21 protein-coding genes and 1 riboswitch are annotated in these 20,550 nt (G+C 73.7%); of the genes, 10 read left to right on the forward strand and 11 right to left on the reverse strand.

The features are described from left to right. Both AB0E88_RS15150 and AB0E88_RS15155 read right to left on the reverse strand, forming a co-directional pair. Entirely contained in the window at window positions 1-585 is a 585-nt protein-coding gene (locus AB0E88_RS15150) for a hydrolase (protein ID WP_361629760.1), read from the reverse strand. A 65-nt stretch (window positions 586-650) separates the two neighbouring features. Next, on the reverse strand, window positions 651-1,106 hold the full coding sequence (locus AB0E88_RS15155; RefSeq protein ID WP_361629763.1) for a MarR family transcriptional regulator: 456 nt from the start codon (window positions 1,104-1,106) through the stop codon (window positions 651-653). A 180-nt stretch (window positions 1,107-1,286) separates the two neighbouring features. Here AB0E88_RS15155 and AB0E88_RS15160 point away from each other — a divergent pair, with 180 nt between their 5' ends. Together AB0E88_RS15160 and AB0E88_RS15165 are read left to right on the forward strand one after the other, a co-directional pair. Beyond that, window positions 1,287-1,787 carry a metallophosphoesterase gene (locus AB0E88_RS15160; protein ID WP_361629766.1) on the forward strand — a complete coding sequence of 167 codons (501 nt, stop codon included), beginning with the start codon at window positions 1,287-1,289 and terminating at the stop codon, window positions 1,785-1,787. Window positions 1,788-1,939: 152 nt separating this feature from the next. Further along, a complete protein-coding gene (locus tag AB0E88_RS15165) occupies window positions 1,940-3,373 on the forward strand; it encodes an MFS transporter (RefSeq protein ID WP_361629769.1) in 1,434 nt (477 codons plus the stop codon). 218 nt (window positions 3,374-3,591) lie between these two features. Here the strand turns inward: AB0E88_RS15165 and AB0E88_RS15170 are convergent, their stop codons facing one another. The 4 genes from AB0E88_RS15170 to AB0E88_RS15185 all read right to left on the reverse strand — a co-directional run bounded on the left by AB0E88_RS15170 (window position 3,592) and on the right by AB0E88_RS15185 (window position 7,676). After that, complete coding sequence (locus AB0E88_RS15170; protein ID WP_361629772.1) at window positions 3,592-4,833, reverse strand: YncE family protein; 1,242 nt, start codon at window positions 4,831-4,833, stop codon at window positions 3,592-3,594. A gap of 103 nt (window positions 4,834-4,936) precedes the next feature. Further along, window positions 4,937-6,166, reverse strand: coding sequence for a glycosyltransferase (locus AB0E88_RS15175; RefSeq protein WP_361629930.1), 1,230 nt, complete (start codon window positions 6,164-6,166; stop codon window positions 4,937-4,939). Between the two features lie 90 nt (window positions 6,167-6,256). Next, on the reverse strand, window positions 6,257-7,111 hold the full coding sequence (locus AB0E88_RS15180; protein ID WP_361629775.1) for a bifunctional 5,10-methylenetetrahydrofolate dehydrogenase/5,10-methenyltetrahydrofolate cyclohydrolase: 855 nt from the start codon (window positions 7,109-7,111) through the stop codon (window positions 6,257-6,259). A 21-nt stretch (window positions 7,112-7,132) separates the two neighbouring features. Beyond that, window positions 7,133-7,216: riboswitch (ZMP/ZTP riboswitch) on the reverse strand. A 94-nt stretch (window positions 7,217-7,310) separates the two neighbouring features. Further along, complete coding sequence (locus AB0E88_RS15185; RefSeq protein WP_361629778.1) at window positions 7,311-7,676, reverse strand: nuclear transport factor 2 family protein; 366 nt, start codon at window positions 7,674-7,676, stop codon at window positions 7,311-7,313. A gap of 176 nt (window positions 7,677-7,852) precedes the next feature. Here AB0E88_RS15185 and AB0E88_RS15190 point away from each other — a divergent pair, with 176 nt between their 5' ends. The 4 genes from AB0E88_RS15190 (at window position 7,853) to AB0E88_RS15205 (ending at window position 11,014) form a co-directional block, all read left to right on the forward strand. Continuing rightward, window positions 7,853-8,137, forward strand: a complete 285-nt coding sequence (locus tag AB0E88_RS15190; RefSeq protein ID WP_361629781.1) for a hypothetical protein — start codon at window positions 7,853-7,855, stop codon at window positions 8,135-8,137. 135 nt (window positions 8,138-8,272) lie between these two features. Next, complete coding sequence (locus tag AB0E88_RS15195; RefSeq protein ID WP_361629784.1) at window positions 8,273-9,361, forward strand: S-(hydroxymethyl)mycothiol dehydrogenase; 1,089 nt, start codon at window positions 8,273-8,275, stop codon at window positions 9,359-9,361. Further along, window positions 9,358-9,990, forward strand: a complete 633-nt coding sequence (locus tag AB0E88_RS15200; RefSeq protein WP_361629787.1) for an MBL fold metallo-hydrolase — start codon at window positions 9,358-9,360, stop codon at window positions 9,988-9,990. The genes AB0E88_RS15195 and AB0E88_RS15200 overlap by 4 nt, the downstream gene beginning before the upstream one ends. A gap of 109 nt (window positions 9,991-10,099) precedes the next feature. Continuing rightward, window positions 10,100-11,014 (forward strand): SDR family oxidoreductase, encoded by a 915-nt coding sequence (locus AB0E88_RS15205; RefSeq protein WP_361629790.1) that lies wholly within the window; start codon window positions 10,100-10,102, stop codon window positions 11,012-11,014. A gap of 39 nt (window positions 11,015-11,053) precedes the next feature. On the opposite strand, the gene AB0E88_RS15210 is transcribed toward AB0E88_RS15205, so the two are convergent. Together AB0E88_RS15210 and AB0E88_RS15215 are read right to left on the reverse strand one after the other, a co-directional pair. Then, entirely contained in the window at window positions 11,054-11,596 is a 543-nt protein-coding gene (locus tag AB0E88_RS15210) for a hypothetical protein (RefSeq protein WP_361629793.1), read from the reverse strand. Between the two features lie 73 nt (window positions 11,597-11,669). Then, the gene (locus tag AB0E88_RS15215) at window positions 11,670-12,593 is read right to left on the reverse strand and encodes a LysR substrate-binding domain-containing protein (RefSeq protein WP_361629796.1); all 924 of its coding nucleotides are present in this window, start codon (window positions 12,591-12,593) and stop codon (window positions 11,670-11,672) included. A gap of 70 nt (window positions 12,594-12,663) precedes the next feature. On the opposite strand from AB0E88_RS15215, the gene AB0E88_RS15220 reads away from it, so the two are divergent. The 3 genes from AB0E88_RS15220 (at window position 12,664) to AB0E88_RS15230 (ending at window position 14,375) form a co-directional block, all read left to right on the forward strand. After that, window positions 12,664-13,284 (forward strand): maleylpyruvate isomerase family mycothiol-dependent enzyme, encoded by a 621-nt coding sequence (locus AB0E88_RS15220; protein WP_361629799.1) that lies wholly within the window; start codon window positions 12,664-12,666, stop codon window positions 13,282-13,284. Between the two features lie 77 nt (window positions 13,285-13,361). Continuing rightward, window positions 13,362-14,060: a L,D-transpeptidase gene (locus AB0E88_RS15225; RefSeq protein ID WP_361629802.1), complete on the forward strand. Its 699-nt coding sequence runs from the start codon at window positions 13,362-13,364 to the stop codon at window positions 14,058-14,060. 129 nt (window positions 14,061-14,189) lie between these two features. Beyond that, a complete protein-coding gene (locus tag AB0E88_RS15230; protein ID WP_103782029.1) occupies window positions 14,190-14,375 on the forward strand; it encodes a hypothetical protein in 186 nt (61 codons plus the stop codon). Between the two features lie 328 nt (window positions 14,376-14,703). Here the strand turns inward: AB0E88_RS15230 and AB0E88_RS15235 are convergent, their stop codons facing one another. Continuing rightward, on the reverse strand, window positions 14,704-16,059 hold the full coding sequence (locus tag AB0E88_RS15235; RefSeq protein WP_361629805.1) for a S1 family peptidase: 1,356 nt from the start codon (window positions 16,057-16,059) through the stop codon (window positions 14,704-14,706). Window positions 16,060-16,158: 99 nt separating this feature from the next. Continuing rightward, window positions 16,159-16,959: an SAM-dependent methyltransferase gene (locus AB0E88_RS15240; RefSeq protein WP_361629808.1), complete on the reverse strand. Its 801-nt coding sequence runs from the start codon at window positions 16,957-16,959 to the stop codon at window positions 16,159-16,161. A 220-nt stretch (window positions 16,960-17,179) separates the two neighbouring features. Between AB0E88_RS15240 and AB0E88_RS15245 the strand changes: the two genes are divergently transcribed. Further along, entirely contained in the window at window positions 17,180-17,569 is a 390-nt protein-coding gene (locus tag AB0E88_RS15245) for a PPOX class F420-dependent oxidoreductase (RefSeq protein ID WP_361629811.1), read from the forward strand. Between the two features lie 87 nt (window positions 17,570-17,656). Here AB0E88_RS15245 and AB0E88_RS15250 read toward each other — a convergent pair whose 3' ends face one another. Continuing rightward, entirely contained in the window at window positions 17,657-20,365 is a 2,709-nt protein-coding gene (locus AB0E88_RS15250) for a hypothetical protein (protein ID WP_361629933.1), read from the reverse strand. Window positions 20,366-20,550: the final 185 nt, after the last annotated feature.

Raw genomic sequence — 20,550 nt, forward strand, 5'->3', positions numbered from 1 at the left:
TCAGGCGTGCGTCTTGGCGAGGAGTTCGAGGATCTCCTCGGTCGTGCCGGTCTCGCCCAGCCGCGGGAAGATCCGCCGCACGCTGTTCGAGTGCGCCTCGGCGTCCATGTCGCTCATGGCGTCCGTGGCGAGGGTGACGTGGTAGCCGTGCTCGTGCGCGGCACGGGCGGTCGACTCGACGCCGATGCTGGTGGCGATGCCGGTCAGCACGATCTGCGTGACCCCGCGGCGACGCAGCTGCACGTCGAGGTCGGTGCCGTGGAAGGCGCCCCAGTTGTGCTTGGTGACGGTGATGTCCCCCGCGTGCCCGGCCAGTTCCGGCACGATGACGTCCCAGCCCTCGGGGCGGGCACCCCCCGCCCGGGGGGCTTCGGTGCGTCCGGGGACGGCGTCGGCGCCGTCGGCGCCGAACGACACCCGCACCAGGACGACCGGCAGGCCGCGCTCCCGGAACGCGTCGGCCAGCCGGGCGGCACGGGCGACGACGTCGGCGCCCGGATGCGGCTGCACGGGCGCGGCGGCGATCCCCGCCTGGAGGTCGATCACCACGAGGGCGGTGCGCGGATCGAGAGCGGTGACTGCCATGGTCGGGCCTTTCGGTGGTGTTCTGACGTCGGGTGAGCGTTCCGGGTCGACGGAACGAGGGAGTGTCACGGCTGCGAGAGACGCTCCAGCAATGCCAGCGCCTCGAGCACCGTGTGCCGCTCGGCCTCGGTGAACCGGTCCTGCAGGGCGCGGGTCAGCCACTCCTCGCGGGCCTGCCGGTCACCGGCGATACGGTCCTGGCCGGACTCGGTCAGGGTGACCAGCTGGCGCCGGCCGTCGGCGGGATCGGGGCTGCGCCGGATCAGGCCGTGCTGCTCCAGTGCGGCCAGCGTGGCCGCCATCGACTGCGGGCGCACCCCCTCGGCGGACGCGAGCGCGCTCGCCGTGGCCGCGCCGTGCTTGCCGACCAGGGTCAGCGCGGAGACCTGCGACGGGGTGAGCGCGTCGTCCCCGGCGACCTCACGGACGCGGCGCCGCAGCCGCCCGATCAGGACGCGCAGCTCCTGGGCGGCGCGCACGGCGCTGCCGGAGACCTGCGGGGCGTTCTCGTCGTGAGGCATGCCCCGACGGTAATTTCTTCAGGCAAAACTGTCCAGTTTCACCTGAACAGCCTTCCTGAACAGTTTCACCTGAAGACAGCGCGGGCGCACCTGCCACGAGCCGACACCTGAGGACAAGGCGGGCGCGCCTGCCGCGAGCCGGCGCCCCGCCGCCGCGGACCCGCGCCGTACGCTGAAGCCGTGCGCCTGCTGCTGATGTCCGACACCCATCTCCCCAAGCGCGCCAAGGCGCTGCCGGCGCCGCTGCTCGCCGAACTGCCCGACGCCGACGTGGTCCTCCACGCCGGCGACTGGGTCGACACCGCCACCCTCGACCTGCTGGAGAGCCGCAGCCGTCGGCTGATCGCGGTGTACGGCAACAACGACGGCCCCGAGTTGCGCGCCCGCCTGCCCGAGGTGGCCCGCGCCGAACTGGGCGGCCTGCGCTTCGGCGTGGTCCACGAGACCGGCCCCGCTCAGGGCCGCGAGGCGCGCTGCGCCGCCCGCTTCCCCGACCTGGACGTCCTGGTCTTCGGGCACAGCCACATCCCCTGGGACACCACCGCGCCCGGCGGCCTGCGGCTGCTCAACCCCGGTTCCCCGACCGACCGCCGCCGCCAGCCCCACTGCACCTACCTGACCGCCGCCGTGGCCGACGGCCGGCTCACCGACGTCGTCCTGCACCGGCTGCCGCCGCGCTGACGGCCGCCGCCCGCAGGCCGACGTCACCGCGCGGCGGGCCGCGCGCCGGGCCGTTTCACCGCCCCGGCGTCAGGGCACCCGAGGCGGACGCCTCTCGACGAGTGCGGCCGACGCGGACACCCATTGACCGCGTCGGCCGCTACGAATGATCCATGGCTGACACACCTCTGACGCTCCTCAAGCGCGCGGTGCGGCCCGCCGCGCGCCCCGCCTCGCCCCGGGGCGTGCTCGTCGTCATGTGCGCCGGGTACTTCCTGGTGCTGCTCGACGTCACGATCGTCAACGTCGCCCTGCCCGCGATCGGCGCGCGTCTCGGCACCGACGTGGGCGGCCTCCAGTGGGTGGTCGACGGTTACGCCCTGGCGCTCGCCGCCCTGATGCTGACCAGCGGCACCGCGGGCGACCGGCACGGACACCGGCGCGTCGTGCTGGCCGGACTGGCGGTCTTCGGCGCCGGATCACTGGCCTGCGGGCTCGCCCCTACGGCCGGCGCGCTGATCGCCGCCCGGGTCGCGCAGGGCGTCGGGGCCGCGCTGCTGCTGCCCGGCACGCTCGCCGTGATCGGCCGTGCCTTCCCGGACCCCGCCGGGCGGGCGCGAGCCATCGGGGTGTGGGCCGGTGTCGGCAGCCTCGCGCTGCCCGCCGGGCCCCTGCTCGGCGGTGTCCTCGTCGACTGCCTGGGCTGGCGGGCGGTCTTCCTGGTCAACGTGCCGATCGTGCTGGTGGCCCTGGTCCGCGCCGCGGCCGTCGTCCCGGAGAGCCGCGAGGAGACGGCCCGCCCCCTCGACCTGCCGGGGGTCGTCCTCGGCGCACTGCTGCTCCTGGCGGCGACCTACGCCTTCATCGAGGGCGGCCGCTCGGGTCCGGCGGCGCCCCGGGCCGTCACGGCCGCCGTCGTCGCGGCGGCCGCCCTCGTGGCGCTGGCCGTCGTCGAGTCGTGCCGCGGCGACGACGCCATGCTGCCGCCGGCCCTGCTGAAACGACCTGCGTTCGACGCGGCGAACACCGCCGCAGGGATCATGAACCTGGGCACCCTGGGCACCCTGTTCGTCCTGATGCTCTACCTGCAGTCGGTCCAGGGCCGCTCGCCTCTCCTCGCGGGGCTCGCCCTGCTGCCGCTGTTCACCCCGCTCGCGGTCCTCGGGCCGCTCGGCGGCCGTATCACCAGCGCAATCGGCGCCCGGCTGCCCGCCACCGCCGGTCTGCTCGTCGCGGCGGCCGGGCTGGCGCTGCTGGTCCGCGCGCACGCCCACTCCGGCTACGGCGTGCTGCTGCCCGCGTTCCTGCTGTGGGGGACCGGTCTCGGCCTGCTCACCCCGGCCGTGGTCGCCGCCGCCGTCGCCGCCGTACCTCCCGAGCGGTCGGGGCTGGCCTCCGCCGTGAACAACACCGCGCGCCAGACCGGCGGAGCCATCGGCATCGCCGTCGCCGGAGCCGTCGCGGGGTCCGCCGCCGACCAGAGCCGCTTTCTGCGCGGCTTCCACGCCGTGGCGCTGGGCTCCGCCGGTCTCTATGCGGCCGCCGCGCTCCTCGCACTCGCCGTCCTGCCCGGGGCGCTGCTGCCCGCGCCGGCGCGCGGGGACTGACCGGCGGGCTGCGGACATGGGCCGGGCCGCCTCACCTCGGTGGAAGCGGCCCGGGCGCTGCGAGTGGATTGCGCTGTCACGGACCTCCTTCGATGGGACGGTTTCCCTGAAGGCGAAGCATGTCGTGCATGCCTCGTCCATATACGGCGCGACTACCCCGTACCGCCCCTGTCACACCCATGCGCCGACGGATTTTTTCCCGTCGGGCAGGCCCGCGCTCAGCTGCTCGGAACGCTCCAGCCGGCGGGGACATGGCCCAGCCGCACCCGCTGCGGGTGGTCGCCGACCGGGACCGACACACGCTTGCGTCCCGTGGCGAAGTCGATGGCCGTGACCTGGTCGGCGCCGCTCTCGGAGATCACGCAGTCCCGGCCGTCGCCGCTGACCGTCGCCCAGTACGGCTTGGACGCGGGGACCAGCGGGCCCTCCTGGAGGGTGGCACGGTCGACGACGGTCGCGTAGTCGTCCATCGTGCCCGCCACGCACAGCTTGCTGCCGTCCGGCTTCATCGACAGGCCGTGGTGACGGGAGTCGTTGACGAAGGTGGTGCGGTCGTCGCTGGTGGCGGGGTTCTTCGGCAGGGTCTTGACGCGGGTGATCTTGTCCGTGACGAGGTCGTACTCGAAGAAGCCGTTGAAGAACGACACCTGGAAGTACAGCGTGGACTCGTCGGGGGAGAAGACGGCCGGCCGCACCGCGTCGGAGTAGTCCTTCAGCCCGATCGCGTCGAGCCGCTCGCGCATGTCGATCACCTTGACGGGCTTGTACGTCGTCGCGTCGACGACCGTGATGTGCCGGTCGCCCTTCGTCCAGTCCAGCCACGGTGCGTCCAGCGCGGTGTTCACGTCGCCGATGGCCATGTTCCAGAGGTACTTGCCGTCCTTGGTGAAGATGTTCTCGTGCGGCTTGTCCCCGGTGGCGAAGGAGCCGACCAGCCGGCCGGTGTCGATGTCCAGGACGTGCACGGTGTTCGCGGTGGACGCGGACACCGCGACCCGGGTGCCGTCGGGGGAGACGGCCATGTGGTCGGCCCGGTAGCCGGACACCGGGAACCGCCAGTTCAGCCTGCCGGTGGCCAGGTCGATGGAGACGACGTCGGCGAAGCTGGGCCGTGAGACGACGACCGAGCGGCCGTCGGGCGTGGAGTACATGTCGTCGGCGAACTGGTCGTGACCCTCGCCGACACTGCTGCGGATCGCCATGAAGTACACCCACTTGACCGGATCGGCGTTGATCTCCGCCAGCCGCTGCTCCTTGTCGGGTACGACGTTGATCCGGCCGACCCGCGCGAAGTCACCGCTGGAGGCGATGACATCGGCCGTGCCGTCCCAGTTGTTGCCGACGAACAGCACCTCCCGCAGCCCCGCCGCATCGGCGTGGGCGGCGGTGGCGGGGGAGGCGGCGGTGAGCGCGAGCGCGGCGGCGACCGTGCACAGAAGTCGGGGGCGGAAGGCGGGCATGACGGCTCCTCGGGGTGGGGTGGAACCCGAACACACGTGATGCGCAAGAGACTTACTGCAAAGTAAGGAAGGGTCGCCCACCCCGGCAAGAGTGCGGACGCACCTATGCCGCGATCCGCCCCAGCGCCTCCAGGACCGGCCCCTCGCCGTCCTCCGCGCGGATCCGCCTCCCGAGGTCCCGGGCCCGCCGCCCGTACGCCGGGTCCGTGACCGCCTCCACGAGCGCGGAGGCCAGCGCGCCGGCGGTGAGGCGGCGCAGCGGCAGCACGCGCGGAGCGACCCCCAGGGCGACCAGCCGGCCTGCCCAGAAGCGTTCGTCGAACTGGATCGGCACCGGCACCGCGGGCACCCCGGCCCGCAGCCCCGCGGCGGTGGTACCGGCGCCGCAGTGATGGACCACCGCCGCCATCCGCGGGAACAGCAGCGAGTGCGGCACCTCGTCGACGAGCAGCATGTCGTCGCCGTCGGCGCTGAGCCCGCCCCAGCCGCGCTGGATCACCCCGCGCAGCCCCGCCCGGCGCAGCGCATCCGCGACGGCCGCGCTGACGCCGCCCGCGTCGGGCACGGTGGCGCTGCCCAGGCCGACGAACACCGGCGGCGGCCCGGCGTCCAGGAACTCCCGTACTTCCCGGGGGAGTTCGTGCTCCCCGTCGTACGGCCACCAGTAGCCGGTCACCTCCAGGCCCGGGCGCCAGTCCCGCGGCCGGGGCACCACCAGCGGACTGAAGCCGTGCAGCACCGGCCAGCGCTGCCGCTCCCGGGCGCGCAGCGCCGCCGCCGGACGCAGCGCGGGCAGCCCCAGCCGGGCCCGGACGGCCGGCACGGCCGACGCGAAGACGTGCTCCACGGCGAGGTTCACCCCGAGACCCGCGATCCGGTTCCCGGCGCCGCCCCAGGAGCCGGTGGTGAGCAGGGGCGGGGCGAACTCCCGCGTGGCGGCCAGCGGTTGCAGATGCAGGCCCAGGCTCGGCCGGCCCAGCCCCTCGGCGACGGCGTGCCCCAGCGGGGCGAGCGCGGCGCCGAGGAGGAGCACATCGGCGTCGGCGGCGGCCGCCAGCAGCGCGTCGGTCATCCGGCCGGCCAGCGCCCGCGCCATCCCCACCACCCGTACCAGCTTGCCCACCCCGGTCGTGCTGCGGTGCAGGCCCCGGCCGCGGGCCGACTCCAGCTCGGCCCGCGGATCGACCGGCAGCGCGTGGAACGCCACCCCCGAGCCCGCCAGGAGCGGCGCGAACCGCTCATGGGTGACCAGGGTGACCTCGTGCCCCGCCCGCGCCAGGGCGTGCCCGAGACCGGTGAAGGGGGCCGCGTCGCCCCGGGATCCCGCCGTCATGATCGCCACACGCACGCAGCGCAGTATGGCGAGGATCCCGCGACTCCACAGGAACGACCCGCGGGAAACGGCCACTTCGGCGCTACCGGGTCACACCGACACCCCGAGCTGCCGGGCCGCCGCGTCCACCGTCTGCTCCAGCAGCGTGGCGATGGTCATGGGGCCGACCCCGCCCGGCACCGGGGTGATCAGCGAGGCGCGCTCCACCGCCGAGTCGAAATCGACGTCACCGACGTTGCCCTCGTTGTAGCCCGCGTCGATCACCACCGCGCCCGGCTTGAGGTCCTGCCCCCGGATCAGCCGGGGCCGGCCCACGGCGGCGACGACGATGTCCGCCTCCCGCACGGCAGCCGGCAGATCCGCGGTGCGCGAGTGGCAGTAGGTGACGGTCGCGTCCCGGGCGAGCAGCAGCATCCCGACCGGCTTGCCGAGGATCGCGCTGCGGCCGACGACGACCGCCCGCTTGCCCGACGGGTCGACGCCGTACTCGTCGAGCAGCCGCATGATCCCGCCCGGCGTGCACGACACGAACCCGGGAAGGCCGAAGCTCATCGTCGCGAAGGACGCGAAGGTGACCCCGTCGACGTCCTTCTCCTGGGCGATCGCCTCGAACGCGGCGCGCTCGTCGATGTGGTCCCCCACCGGGTGCTGGAGCAGGATGCCGTGCACGGACGGGTCGGCGGACAGCGCCCGCACCGTCGCCACCAGCTCCTCGGTCGTGACGGACGCGGGCAGCGCCACATGCCGCGAGTCGATGCCGGCCTTGCGGCAGCGGTTCTGCTTCATCCGCACATAGGTGACGGAGGCGGGATCCTCGCCGACGAGCACCGTGGCGAGGCAGGGCGCCGTCCCGGTGCGCCCGGTGACGTCGGCGGCGCGCTTGGCGGTCTCCTCGACGGTGCGGCGGGCCAGCGCGGTGCCGTCCATGAGGCGGGCCTGGGTCACGATGCAACTCCTGAGCGGGTACGACATCGCCCAGGCGCACGGCATCGACTCCACGGGACCGCTCCCCGGTGGTGCTCCACCTCAGCGCCAGTCACGGCCCGCGACCAGGGTAACCGAGCCCGTGCGCCGCCCCGGCTCCCGGTACCGCACGAGGAAGGCCCAGGTCAGCCCAGGGCGGACCCGGACCTTCCGTGTCTCGTCACTCGTCCCATGCCTCGACCATGATCTGTTCCGAGATCTTGCCGTCGGTCAGCGTGATCATCGACTCGGACAGCACCCGGGTGCCGTCCGGATACTCGCAGGACTCGCAGTAGGCCGCGTGGTCGCCCTGGACCACGCACTGTTCCAGCTTGTGCGTCATGTCACGGCTGCAGACGTCGTCGAGCATCTCGCGGATCTGGTCCCGGCCGCGCAGCACCGCCGGGTTGCTGGGCTGAGCGTTGCGGTTGACGAGACGGATCTCCGCGTCGTCCGCGTACAGGGACAGCAGCGCCTCGGCGGTGCGGTCCTCGATGCCCCTACGCAGAGTCTCCGTGTCGAAGCCGGTGGGTGTCGTGGTGCCCATGGTGACCTCCTTGCCAGGCCGCGGCCCGAAGGAGGAGGGGACGGGCCGCTCGGGGCCTACCCCAAAGGCTCCTCCGCCCCGCCGGGCTCGGCAAGCGCAGCCAGGACGCTCCGCCTGACGGGTGAGCTGCCCGGCGCGCCCGTGTCCACCGGGCCCCTCCGGGCGTTGCTGAAGACATGATCTCCACTCGTCGTATCGTCGCCGCCGCCGCACTCGCCGCCGGGATCGCCGGCATCACCGCACCGGCTGCGAACGCCGGCGTCCTGGGCGCCGACCAGCTGAACCCGATCGCCACGCTCGACTCGCTCACCACCAGTGACATCCCGGCCGAGTACAAGGACGAGGTCCCGCGGGTCTCCCAGCAGCTGGCCGGGCTGAACCAGGTCAACGACCTGAACAAGCTGAACGAACTCCACCAGGTCACCGACCTGGTCGCCCCGGTGACCGGCCTGCTCGGCTGAGACCGCCCGACCGGTGCGCGGGGCCGTCCCGACGGGCGGCCCCTTCGCATGTCCCCGTCCTCGGCTCCCCGGCCCTTGATCACGCGTAGGGTCGGAACCGGGACGGATGCCCCGCCTAGGGAAGGATGGAGCAGCATGGCGCAGGAAGTACGCGGCGTGATCGCGCCGGGCAGGGACGAGCCGGTGCGCATCGAGACGATCGTCGTACCCGATCCCGGGCCCGGGGAGGCCGTGGTCCGCGTCCAGGCCTGCGGGGTCTGCCACACCGACCTGCACTACAAGCAGGGCGGCATCAGCGACGACTTCCCCTTCCTGCTCGGACACGAGGCGGCCGGTGTCGTCGAGTCCGTCGGCGACGGCGTCACCGACGTCGCGCCCGGCGACTTCGTGATCCTCAACTGGCGCGCGGTGTGCGGGCAGTGCCGGGCCTGTCTGCGCGGCAGGCCCTGGTACTGCTTCGCCACGCACAACGCCACGCAGCAGATGACCCTCGCGGGCACCGGCCGGGAGCTCTCCCCGGCGCTCGGGATCGGCGCGTTCGCCGAGAAGACCCTCGTCGCGGCCGGCCAGTGCACCAAGGTCGACCCGGCCGTCTCCCCGGCCGTCGCCGGACTGCTCGGCTGCGGGGTGATGGCCGGCATCGGCGCGGCGATCAACACCGGCGGCGTCACCCGCGGCGACTCGGTCGCCGTGATCGGCTGCGGCGGCGTCGGCGGTGCGGCGATCGCGGGAGCGCGTCTGGCCGGCGCGGGCCGGATCATCGCCGTCGACATCGACGACCGCAAGCTCGCCACCGCCCGCACCCTGGGCGCCACCCACACCGTCAACTCCAAGGACACCGACCCGGTCGAGGCGGTGCGCGAACTGACCGGCGGTTTCGGCGCCGACGTCGTCATCGAGGCCGTGGGCCGCCCCGAGACGTACACCCAGGCCTTCTACGCCCGTGATCTCGCCGGTACCGTCGTGCTCGTCGGGGTGCCCACACCCGAGATGAAGCTCGAACTGCCGCTGCTGGACGTCTTCGGCCGGGGCGGCGCGCTGAAGTCGAGCTGGTACGGCGACTGCCTGCCCTCCCGCGACTTCCCGATGCTGATCGACCTCCATCTGCAGGGGCGGCTGCCGCTGGACGCGTTCGTGACCGAGACCGTCCGGCTGGACGAGGTGGAGAAGGCGTTCGAGCGGATGCACCACGGAGACGTACTGCGCTCGGTGGTGACGCTGTGACGACCGCCCGCATCGAACGCCTGGTCACCTCGGGGCAGTTCACGCTCGACGGCGGCACCTGGGACGTCGAGAACAACGTGTGGATCGTCGGCGACGACCACGAGGTGATCGTCATCGACGCCGCGCACGACGCGGACGCCATCGCCGCGGCCGTCGGCGACCGCCGCCTCACCGCGATCGTGTGCACCCACGCCCACAACGACCATGTGAACGCCGCGCCGGAACTCGCCGACCGCACCGGTGCCGTGATCTGGCTGCACCCCGACGACATGCCCCTGTGGCAGCTCACCCATCCCGGCCGCGAGCCCGACGCCCACCTGGTCGACGGGCAGGTCATCGAGGCCGCCGGCGCCGATCTGACCGTGCTGCACACCCCGGGGCACGCGCCCGGCGCCGTCTGCCTGTACGACCCGGGCCTCGGCGCCGTCTTCACCGGCGACACGCTCTTCCAGGGCGGCCCCGGCGCGACCGGCCGTTCCTACTCCCACTTCCCGACGATCATCACCTCGCTGCGGGACCGTCTGCTGAAGCTGCCACCCGAGACGAAGGTGCTCACCGGGCACGGTGACGCCACCACCATCGGCGCCGAGGCACCGCACCTGGCGGAGTGGATCGACCGGGGGCACTGAACACCGGCGGGCCGGTCGAGTGACCGGCCGTAAAACCCGACAGAAGATGTCCGGCTTCCACGGCACCCTCGGGGACGACAACCTCACCCAGGGAAAGAGGAGGCCGGACATGGCAGGTCCGCTGGACGGCAAGGTGGCGCTCGTCGCCGGGGCGACACGCGGCGCGGGCCGCGGGATCGCGGTCGAGCTCGGCGCGGCCGGCGCCACCGTGTACGTCACGGGTCGCACCACCCGGGCCCGGCGGTCCGAGTACGACCGCCCCGAGACCATCGAGGACACCGCCGACCTGGTCACCGAGGCGGGCGGCAAGGGCATCGCCGTACCCGCCGACCACCTGGACCCCGCGCAGGTGCGCGCCGTGGTCGACCGCGTCGACGACGAGCAGGGCCGTCTCGACGTCCTCGTCAACGACATCTGGGGCGGCGAGACGCTCTTCGAGTGGGACACGCCCGTCTGGGAGCACGACCTCGACAACGGGCTGCGGCTGCTGCGGCTCGCGGTGGAGACCCACCTGGTCACCAGCCACCATGCCCTGCCGCTGCTGCTGCGCCGGCCCGGCGGGCTGGTCGTCGAGATGACCGACGGAACCGCGGACTACAACCGCGACACCTACCGCAACAACCTCTTCTACGACCTCGCCAAGGCGTCCGTGCTGCGCATGGGCTTCTCCCTCGGCCATGAACTCGGCCCGCGCGGCGCCACCGCCGTGGCCCTCACCCCCGGCTGGCTGCGCTCGGAGATCATGCTCGACCACTTCGGGGTGCGCGAGGACAACTGGCGCGACGCCCTCGACCGCGAGCCGCACTTCGCGATCTCCGAGACCCCGCGCTATGTCGGCCGCGCGGTCGCCGCACTGGCCGCCGACCCGGACGTGGCCCGCTTCAACGGCCGGTCCCTGTCCAGCGGCGGCCTGGCCCGGGTGTACGGCTTCACCGACCTCGACGGCAGCCGCCCGGACGCCTGGCGCTACCTGACCGAGGTCCAGGACGCGGGCAAGCCGGCGGACACCACGGGCTACCGCTGACCCGGCCGGCCCCGCTCACGTGGACCACCACCGGCCCTGCTACGGGCGGCCCGTGGGCGTGCCCGGCAGCGCCCAGCGCGCCGAGTGCCCCGGCGGCAGGGCCAGGTCCTCGCGCACGGCCGCGTAGAACTCCTCGCGGCCGGCGCGCTGCCGGTCGAGCAGGATCTGCCAGGCGCCCGGGTCCCGGGTGCCGGCGCGTACGAAGTTCTCCATGTCGAGGGTGACGACGACCCACGCGCGTGCCTTCTCCACCACCCCGGTGCTGCCCAGCATGAGGAGAGCCTCCCCGGAGGGGTCGCGTGCGAGCGCCGCCTCGGCCAGCAGCGGCTCCGCCTCCGCGGGTGTCAGGGGGTGCGGGTGCGGGTCGTTGCCGAAGTGGGCGGCGACCCGGTAGGTCAGCGTGACCGACTGCTTCACCGCGCGGGCCCAGTCCGAGTAGACGGCGAGCCGCCGCTCCTCCCACCGCGCCGCCCGCTCCCGCCGGAACCGCGCCCGGTCCGCCCGCGCGACCGCCAGATACGAACCGACCGCACCGATCACCACACCGAGCAGAGCCGGGAGTTGCTGTATGAACGTCGACATGTCGGCACCGTATCCGTCCGCGGGGATGGCCGGTGCGGCGCACGACGGAGACCGTGCGTCATCCGACGGGACGTCAGCTTGACTCCGACCGGCTCCTGTTCGCCTGCGTCACGGCCGTACGCAGCCGCCCGAGCAGTTCGCGGGCCGCGGGCGAGACCGGACCGTCCGACCGCCAGGCCAGCGCCACCCGGCCGCGCGCCCGCGGATCGTCGACGCGCCACACCCGCAGCCCCTCGCCCGCGGGACGCCCCGGCAGGACGGCCACGCCGAGCCCGCGCGCGGCCAGGTCGACCAGCGCCCGTGGGGTCGCCGCCTCGAAGGCGACCCGCGGCCGGAACCCGGCCTGGGCGCACAACCGCTCCAGCACGCCGCGCACCCCGGTGCCGCGCGGCAGGGTGATCAGCGGATGCCCGCCGAGCGCGGCGACCGGCAGGGCACCGCGGCCCCCGTGGGCGGCCGCCAGCTCGTGTCCCGCGGCGACGGCCGCGCTGAGCGGTTCGTCGATGACCACCTGATGGCCGACGCCCGGTGGCGGTTCCTCCCCGGCGAGCCCCGCGACCGCGAGGTCCAGCTCGCCGCGGCGCACCGCCTCCAGCATCCGGTCGGAGGTGTCCTCGGTGAGCGTGATCTCCACCCGGGGATGCTCCTCGTGGAAGGCGGCCAGCAGCCCGATCAGATCCATCGTGTGCCCGAGCGTGCCCGGGACCATCCCGATCGCGACCCGGCCGCGCAGCAGCCCGGTGAACTCCTCCACCGCCTGCCGCACCCCGTCCACCGCCGCCAGCGCGGCCCGCGCGTACGGCAGTACCGCCTCCCCGGCCTCCGTCGGCCGCACCGCGCGCCCCGAGCGGTCCAGCAGCGGATGGCCCAGCTCCCGCTCCAGCCGCCGGATCTGCGCGCTCAGCCCCGGCTGCGCCAGATGCAGCCGCTCGGCGGCCCGGGTGAAGCCGCCCTCCTCCACGACGGTCACGAAGTAGCGCAGCTGCCTCAACTCCATAACGGATGATGCTAGATGCCAGAGCAAACGTCTCTTGGACTTATGGTCGCGCGGACAAGACCCTGGACGCATGGGGACCACAGACGACGCCATCGCCGCCGAACGCCGTGACCTGGCCGACCTGTTCGGCTCGCTCACCCCGGACCAGTGGGAGCGGCCCAGCCTGTGCGCGGGCTGGCGGGTGCGGGAGGTGGTGGCCCACATGTCGATGGGCTTCCGGTACTCCCGCACCCGCGTCCTGCGGGAGCTGCTCGCCGCGCGCGGCAGCCTGCACCGCATGACCGACCGGCTCGCGCACCGCGACGCCGCCGCCCACACCGACGCGGAACTCGCCGGATTCCTGCGCACGCACGCCCGCCACCCGTGGGGGCCACCGGTGGGCGGGCGCGCCGCCGCCCTCGGGCACGACGTGGTGCACGGCCTCGACGTCACGGTCGCCCTCGGACTCGGTCGCCGGGTCCCCGAGGAGCGGCTGCGCATCGTCCTCGGGACGATCTCCCCGCGCGGCGCCCGCTTCTTCGGCGCCGACCTCACCGGCGTCCGGCTGGTCGCCGACGACCTCGACTGGTCGTACGGCAGCGGCAGCCCGCTGCGTGGCGCCGCGCAGGATCTCCTGCTCGTCGCCTTCGGGCGGCGGCTGCCCGCCGTCCGGCTCGATGGGCCGGAAGTTCACCGATTCGTCACAGCCTGACCGGTGCCTGCAACCAACACCCCCGCCCGCCTGTCTACCTGGCAGAGACCGCAGGACGGGCAAGGGAGAAACCGGACATGAGGAACATAGGCCGTCGGGGCGCCGTCGCCCTCGGCGTCACCGGACTGGTGGCGCCGCTCACACTGGCGCTCGGCGCCGCGCCGGCGCAGGCCGCATCGAGTTGCACCACCAGCACCGGCCCGTACCAGAAGCAGGTCGAGAAGTTCCTCGGCCGCCCGGTGGACGGCCGGCAGTCGTCCGCCGACTGCAAGGCCATCCAGGCGTTCCAGACCAGACACGGCATCACGCCGAACATCGGCTACGCCGGGTCCGTCACCTGGGGCGTGATGGACCTCATGAACAAGCAGAAGGCCGTCGGGAAGAACCCGAACAAGTCAGGCAAGTGCCCGGTGAACAAGGGCCGTATCGCCTGTGTCGACCTCACTCTCCAGCTGAGCTGGATCCAGGACGGCAAGAAGCTCGTCTACGGTCCCGTCCCGGTGCGCACCGGACGGGACGGCTACGAGACCCGCACCGGCCTGAAGAAGATCTACTGGCGTGACATCGACCACGTCTCCAGCCTCTACCACGTGTCCATGCCCTACAGCCAGTTCTTCGACGGCGGGCAGGCCTTCCACTCCGTCGGCGTGAGCATGTGGAACCCGCCCGGCTCGCACGGCTGCGTCAACATGACCAAGACCGACGCGAAGAAGTACTGGTCACTGCTGCGCAACGGTGACGACGTCTTCATCTACGGCCGCAAGCCCGGCACCTGACGGCCGCCGCCGGGGGCGGCGCGCGGACGGCCGCCCCCGGTCGTTGCCCCGTTTGGACGTGATCATTGACACGTCCGGAATGTCACGTTTGTGCGAGCTTACTCACAGCGCCTTCACCTACAGCGCCGTATGCTTCACAGCATGTCCACCACTGTTGAACCCGCCTCCGAGCGATCGGCCGCGGAGGTCAACGAGGAGATCCGGGCCCTGTGGCTCCGGTCGGGCGGGACACTGACCGGCGAGCAGCGCGAGGAGTACCAGCGCCTCGTCCTGGAGTGGGCCGCAGCGGCCCACCGGCCGGTCAACGCGGCCTAGCGCCGCCTGACCCTCTCCTGCCTCCCGACGCGCCTCCCGGCATCATCTCAGGGCACCCGCTGACCAGTGGGTGCCCTTCTCGCTCCGACCTCCGCTCTCGCCTACGGCATCGTCGTCCCCCAAGCGCGGCTCCGCTCAAGCAGGGGGTACCCCCATCACGGGCGGCCTGCTGTCCCGCCGAGCCCCCTTCCGTGCCGTGACCTTCCTCGGCCAGGCCGACGGGCTGCTGCTCGCCGTACTGGCCGCGTGGGTGATGTCCGCCACCCCCGGCCACGGTGCTGCTGAGCCCGGGCCGACCGTGCCGCCGTTCAGGCCGGCCGGCCCGGGCTCAGCCCCACATCGTCGAGTAGTGCCGGCGAAAGGCCCGGCGGTCCTGTTCCTCCCGCAGCCAGCGGGTCGCCACCAGCGCCACCAAGCTGCCCGCCACGACCAGAAGCCCCGGCCCGACGGCGCGGGTGTCCGTCAGGCGGGACAACAGCGTCGTGCCGTCCGCGCCACCGCCCAGCGGGGACGGTGAGCCCGGCGACGCCGCCGCGGGGGCCGGTGAAGGCGCCGTGGAGGAGGGCCCGTTGCCCGGCGCGGCCTGCGCCGACACGATCAGCCGCACCCCCAGCGAGCGCAACGCCTTCGTCACCGGCTGGAAGAACGTCGTCCCGCCCGAGGTGCAGTCCCCGCTGCCCCCGGACGTCACCCCGAGCGCGACCCCCTCGGAGAACAACGGGCCGCCGCTGTCACCCGGTTCGGCGCACACGTCGGTCTGGATCAGCCCGGTGACCGTGCCCTCGGGGTAGTTCACGGTGGCGTCCAGGCCGGTCACCCGCCCGTCGTGCAGTCCGCTGGTGCTGCCGCTGCGGAACACCCGCTGTCCCACCGCCGGATCCGCCGCACCCGTGATCCGCACCCCCGTGCCACCGCCGATCGCGACGACGTCCGCCGCCTCGCCCGCCCGGCCGCTCGCGTAGCGCACCAGGGAGAAGTCGGAACCGGGGAAGTCGGAGGCGACGCTCTGCCCGACCTGACGTGTGGCCCGGGCGTCCGCGAACCACACCGAACCCTTCGGCCCGCAGTGCCCGGCCGTGAGGATGAAATCGGCCCGCCCATCGGTCACGTTGAACCCCGCCGAGCAGCGCCCGCCCGTCGACAGGATCGGCTGCGCCCCGTTCAGCCGGGTCGTGAACGTCCCGCTCGTGCGCTCCATCCGCACGAAACCGCCGATACCGCGGGCCACTTGGGTCAGCCGGGACCAGTCGCCGGCCGAGACGCTGCGGTCGGCGCGCACCACGACCTCGTTGGTGCGGTAGTCCACGGACCACGCGGTGCCGGGCACCCGTGGCGCCGAACGCAGCGCACGCGTGGCCGACTTCAGCTCCTCCATGCTGTGCCCGACCAGCTTCGCCTCGCCTCCCGCACGCCGCACCTCGGCCGCCGCGCCCGGGTCGGTGACGGCGACGACCGGCCGCCCGTCGGCGCCGATCCAGCTGCCCGCCGTACGCCCGGTGCCCAGCCGTCGCACCAGCCCCGCCGCACTGTCCCCGGCCGGCTGTGCGAGCGTGCGCGCCGCCGTGGGCGGGCCCGGCGGTTCGTCGGCGACGGCCTGCGTCACCATGGCGCCGCCGAGCAGAAGCCCACCGGCGGCCGCCAGCCGTGCCGCTCGCCTCACGAACCGTCGTCGTGCGTGCCTCATGATGCCTGGCTCCCGAACCCCGAACGCGCGGCCGGCGGGCCGCGGGGCGCGCCGGTCGGCGCGCGCCCCTTGTCCATACGGCGCCGGGCCCGGGGGTGTTCAGCGCTTGCGGCCCACTCCGCCGAACATGGCCACCTCCGCCGGCTCGGTGCCGTCGGTCGTGTCGGGACGCCAGCGCGAACACGACACCACGCCCGGCTCCAGCAGCTCCAGCCCGTCGAAGAAGCGGGCCACGGCCTCCGGGCTGCGCTGGGTGAGCTTGGGGGTGCCGTGCTCGTTCCAGAACTTCACCGCCTCGTCCACGTCCGGCATCGCCGGATGGGTGACGGTGTGCGACAGCACCAGGTGGCTGCCCGACGGCAGCGCGTCGAGCAGGCGGCGCACCAGCGCGTACGGGTCCTCCTCGTCGCCGACGAAGATGACCACGCCGAGCAGCATCAGCCCGACCGGCTGGGTGAAGTCCAGGGTCTTCGCCGCGTGTTCGAGGATCGCGTCCACGTTGCGCAGATCCTCGTCGAGGTAGTCGGTGACCCCTTCGGGCGTGCTCGACAGCAGGGCGCGCGCGTGGGCGAGCACCAGCGGGTCGTTGTCGACGTAGACGATCCGGGCGTCCGGGGCGTGCCGCTGGGCCACCTGATGGGTGTTGTCCGCGGTGGGCAGCCCGGTGCCGATGTCGAGGAACTGCCGGATGCCCGCCTCGGTGACCAGGTGCCGCACGGCCCGGCCCAGGAACAGGCGGTCCTCGCGGGCGTACTCGCCGATGCCCGGGTGCAGTTGGCGGATCTGGTCGCCGGCCGCGCGGTCGACGTCGTAGTTGTCACCGCCGCCGAGCCAGTAGTTCCAAATGCGGGCCGTGTGCGGCTGGGAGGTGTCGATACGCGCGCGCGGGCTGTCGGTCACGGGCCGGCTCCTGGAGAAACGGGGACGATACGGGGACAGCACGCAATCTAGACGGCGGAATCCAGCCGCGCTGGCACTCCGCGGATTTCGCTGCCCGAACCCCGGTCCGGCCTGGTCGATAAGGCACCGCCCGGGCCCCGGCGGTGGGATCACGCCGGCCCGACAGCGCGGCGGGCCGCGGTCCGGCCGCCGCAGGGGGAACGGCCCTACACTGCCCGGCATGGACGACGACACGCCTTTGGACCGGCTCGGCGCGGGCAGCTATCTGCTGCTGACCAGTTACCGCCGCAACGGCACGCCCGTCCCCACCCCGGTGTGGGTGGTGCGCGACGGCGATGCCCTCGGGGTGTGGACCGTCGCCGACTCCTACAAGGTCAAGCGGATCAGGGCCCGCGCCGACGTCCTGGTCGGCCCGTGCGACGTCCGCGGCAATCCGACGGGGGAGCAGGTGCCGGGCACGGCCGAGATCACGGACGCGGCGACCGCGGGCCGCTACCGGCAGCTGATCGCCCGCAAGTACGGCGTCATCGGTCGTCTCACCCTCCTCGGCAGCCGCATCCGGCGCGGCCACGACGGCACGGTGGGCATCCGGGTGACGCTGAACGCGTGAGCCGCCGCGGCTTCGGTGGGCGGACCCCTCGCCCGTGAGCCCTGGCCGGCCGCACCGCGCGCGGCCGGCCAGGACGCCTGTCGTCGGCTACGACGCGTCCAGGACCGTTCCGGTCAGCACCGGACCGCCCGGCAGCGGCGCACCCGAGTCGTCCGTGACCGCCAGGCGCACGGACTCGGCGGGCTCGGACACCGTGTCCTTGACGGTGGGCACGGACACCTCCGTGCTCGTTGTGCCCGCCGGCACCGACACCCACACGCCGAGGTACTCGACCTGGGACAGCGGCCGCTCCGGGTCGGGCTCGGCGCCGGAGGCTTCCCGCAGCCACGCCGGGTCGACGTCCTTGGTGGACAGCTCCGGGCCGCCCGTCACCGGCACCACGGAGAACGACGCGCCGATCTCGGCGTCCGCGGGCTCGGACAGCGTCACCTTCCAGCGCAGCGCCTGGCCCTCGGTCACCCGGTCGGCGACCGGGGTCACCGAGACCTTCGGCATCGGGTCGTCGTTCAGCGCGGTGACCCCGCCGCGGTGCGATCCGACGACCGTGCCGTGGACCGCCTTGACGACGACGTCGTGCGTCACGTCGTACGCGAAGCGCTTGTTGCCCTCGACGCGGACCGCCACGGCGATGTCGTCGCGGCCCGGACGCACCGTCACCAGCCGGTCCCTGGCCTCACCGGTGACCGGGTCCATGACGTACACGCGCACCTGGCCGCCACCGTGCCCGGACACCCGCACCGGCACCCGGCAGGTGCGTACGCCGGAGTCGCCCTCCTTGACCGACAGCCGGCCGAGGTCGACCCGGGCGAGCGGGGCCTCCCGCACCGCGGGCGTGCCCGGGCGCCAGGCCCAGGCGTCCATCAGCCACGCCTGCCCGGCGCGCGAACGCGGGGTCAGCTCCAGGGACTTGACGTGTCGCAGGTCCAGGCCGGCGCGGGTCGCGGCGGTGAGCGGGACGCGCAGTTCACGCGCCCAGTAGGAGGCGGTGCGGTCGCTGCCGGGCAGTCCGTCGGCGGTGACCCGGCCGAGGACGGCCCGCCGGCCGCGGGTGTCGGTGACGGCGACGTCGAGCTGCGTACCCCTGCTGTTCGGCGGCACGATCACACGCAGCGCCAGTGAGGGGGCGCCGGTGAGGGACAGCGGGGCGGCAGGCTGCACACGGGCCGGGGTTCCCGGTGCCGACCAGCGCAGCGCCACCGCGCGGCGGCCGGTCTCCCGGCCGGTCTCCCACCGGGCGAAGTGCGGTGAGGCGCCGTGGGCGTCCTCGCCCAGACAGGCGACAGCGGGCCTCGGATCCACCGCCGAGCACAGCCGGGCGCCGGTCACACCCACCGTGCCGTCGGGCAGGAACCCGGCGCCGCGCTGAGCGCCCACCGCGTGGGTCAGCACCCGCGCGGGGTCGGCGGACGGAGCCCGCCGCCCGGTGCCGTCGAGCAGCTCCCGCGCCCGGTCGTCCCCGGCGACGAAGAGCCGTGCAGCCGTCGCGATGTACGTCGACCCGGCCCGGTGCTGCTGGTCGGCGGTCAGCCGGGTGCGGCTGCCCGGCGAGCACACCGGGTCCTTGTGGTCCGGGTCATCGAAGAAGTCGTCCTCGGCGGGCGCTTGAGCCTTCCCCGGCGTCCACTCGGTGTTGAAGAAGTTGTGGTTGGCGCCCTCCACATAGACGGCGCTGTGCAGCGCGCGGCCGCCGCTGACCCCGCGCGTGCCGTCGACGTAGACCTCGCCCTGCAGGTCGGAGACGTCACCGTCGCAGCCCGGCAGAAGAGTGGCCGAGGGCACGTCGGGCACCGGGTTCTGGCCGAAGATCGTCGGACCGATCAGGACCGTGCCCCGCACGTGCCAGCGGACCGGGCCGCGGTAGCCGTCCTGGGCGGCGGGCGGCGGGTAGAGGCTGTCCATCGCGGCGCGGTTGACGCCCTCGCCGCCGCGGGAGTGCCCGACGAGCAGGACCTTCGACAGGTCGGCCTTCGGCATCTTGCGGACCGCCGCCGGGGCCGCGGCCGGGTGGGCGGCCCAGTCGGCCCAGCGGGCGAGGTGCTGCCGCACCAGCGAGGAGCGGGCCTGCGCGCCGCCGTCCTCGGCCGCCCAGTCCTGGCCGTTGATGCCGTTCGCGGAGACCGAGACCGTCACATAGCCCTGTGAGGCCAGCAGTTGCTGGTCGCGCAGATAGCCGCGGTAGCTCGGGATGGGCTTGGTGCCGGCCGGGCAGGGCCAGTCGCCGGTCGCGTCCGCGCCCTTGTAGCAGGTGGCGTGGCGGCCGTGCAGGAACAGGGCCAGGGGGCGCGGGCCGCGGGCGGCCGTCGGCGCCACGACGACGGCGCGCATCTCGACCGGTGCCTTGAAGCCCGGCAGCCGAACGGACGGCAGGTCGTACTCGCCCGTGGCCGTGCGGTAGGAGCCCGGCTTGCCGGGATCGACGGCGCCCGCGGGCAGCGGGGCCGGCGGTTGCGCGGCGGCGAGCGAGCCACGGCGGCCCTGACGGGTGTTGTCGCCGGGGGCGTCCAGGCGGCGTCCGCCGGCCCATACCTGAAGGTCCGTCAGACGGGTGGCGTCGCCGGCGTCCAGCTCCAGCCGGAAGGTGTGGCCGTCGCGCGCCGCGGCGGGCACGCCGAGCAGCCTGCCGCCGGCGTGGAACTCGACGCGGGCGTCGCCCATGGGTATCTCGGGCGCCGAACGCCAGACGAGGTGGCGTGCGGTGCCCTCGTCGGTGATCCGCCAGCCGGGCGGGAGGGTGTTCTCGTGAGCTTCCCGTGTGGGTGCGGCGGCGTGTGCCGCCAGTGGCGATGCCCCCGTCATCGCGAGCACCGCCGTGGCGGCGATGCCCATGCGCCGGGCCAGTGGCAACCGGGCAGGTGACAATGGTCTCTCCTTACAACCCCGTGCGCGGGCACCCCGTCGGTCCCGGGGGCCCCTCGCGCCTCGGAGGACGGAGAGCGTCGTCTGTGGGTTGTCTGTGAGAGGGGCGGGTTCAGGTCAACTTC

Origin of the sequence: Streptomyces sp. NPDC028635 (assembly GCF_040637635.1) — a bacterium.
Taxonomy (GTDB): Bacteria; Actinomycetota; Actinomycetes; order Streptomycetales; family Streptomycetaceae; genus Streptomyces.

Coding starts and splice junctions, on each gene's coding strand:
- AB0E88_RS15235 (WP_361629805.1), bottom strand. CDS start 16,059: ATGAGGCACGCACGACGACGGTTCGTGAGGCGAGCGGCACGGCTGGCG.
- AB0E88_RS15165 (WP_361629769.1), top strand. CDS start 1,940: ATGGCTGACACACCTCTGACGCTCCTCAAGCGCGCGGTGCGGCCCGCC.
- AB0E88_RS15175 (WP_361629930.1), bottom strand. CDS start 6,166: ATGACGGCGGGATCCCGGGGCGACGCGGCCCCCTTCACCGGTCTCGGG.
- AB0E88_RS15210 (WP_361629793.1), bottom strand. CDS start 11,596: ATGTCGACGTTCATACAGCAACTCCCGGCTCTGCTCGGTGTGGTGATC.
- AB0E88_RS15170 (WP_361629772.1), bottom strand. CDS start 4,833: ATGCCCGCCTTCCGCCCCCGACTTCTGTGCACGGTCGCCGCCGCGCTC.
- AB0E88_RS15190 (WP_361629781.1), top strand. CDS start 7,853: ATGATCTCCACTCGTCGTATCGTCGCCGCCGCCGCACTCGCCGCCGGG.
- AB0E88_RS15230 (WP_103782029.1), top strand. CDS start 14,190: ATGCTTCACAGCATGTCCACCACTGTTGAACCCGCCTCCGAGCGATCG.
- AB0E88_RS15205 (WP_361629790.1), top strand. CDS start 10,100: ATGGCAGGTCCGCTGGACGGCAAGGTGGCGCTCGTCGCCGGGGCGACA.
- AB0E88_RS15245 (WP_361629811.1), top strand. CDS start 17,180: ATGGACGACGACACGCCTTTGGACCGGCTCGGCGCGGGCAGCTATCTG.
- AB0E88_RS15250 (WP_361629933.1), bottom strand. CDS start 20,365: ATGACGGGGGCATCGCCACTGGCGGCACACGCCGCCGCACCCACACGG.
- AB0E88_RS15220 (WP_361629799.1), top strand. CDS start 12,664: ATGGGGACCACAGACGACGCCATCGCCGCCGAACGCCGTGACCTGGCC.
- AB0E88_RS15185 (WP_361629778.1), bottom strand. CDS start 7,676: ATGGGCACCACGACACCCACCGGCTTCGACACGGAGACTCTGCGTAGG.
- AB0E88_RS15155 (WP_361629763.1), bottom strand. CDS start 1,106: ATGCCTCACGACGAGAACGCCCCGCAGGTCTCCGGCAGCGCCGTGCGC.
- AB0E88_RS15150 (WP_361629760.1), bottom strand. CDS start 585: ATGGCAGTCACCGCTCTCGATCCGCGCACCGCCCTCGTGGTGATCGAC.
- AB0E88_RS15225 (WP_361629802.1), top strand. CDS start 13,362: ATGAGGAACATAGGCCGTCGGGGCGCCGTCGCCCTCGGCGTCACCGGA.
- AB0E88_RS15195 (WP_361629784.1), top strand. CDS start 8,273: ATGGCGCAGGAAGTACGCGGCGTGATCGCGCCGGGCAGGGACGAGCCG.
- AB0E88_RS15215 (WP_361629796.1), bottom strand. CDS start 12,593: ATGGAGTTGAGGCAGCTGCGCTACTTCGTGACCGTCGTGGAGGAGGGC.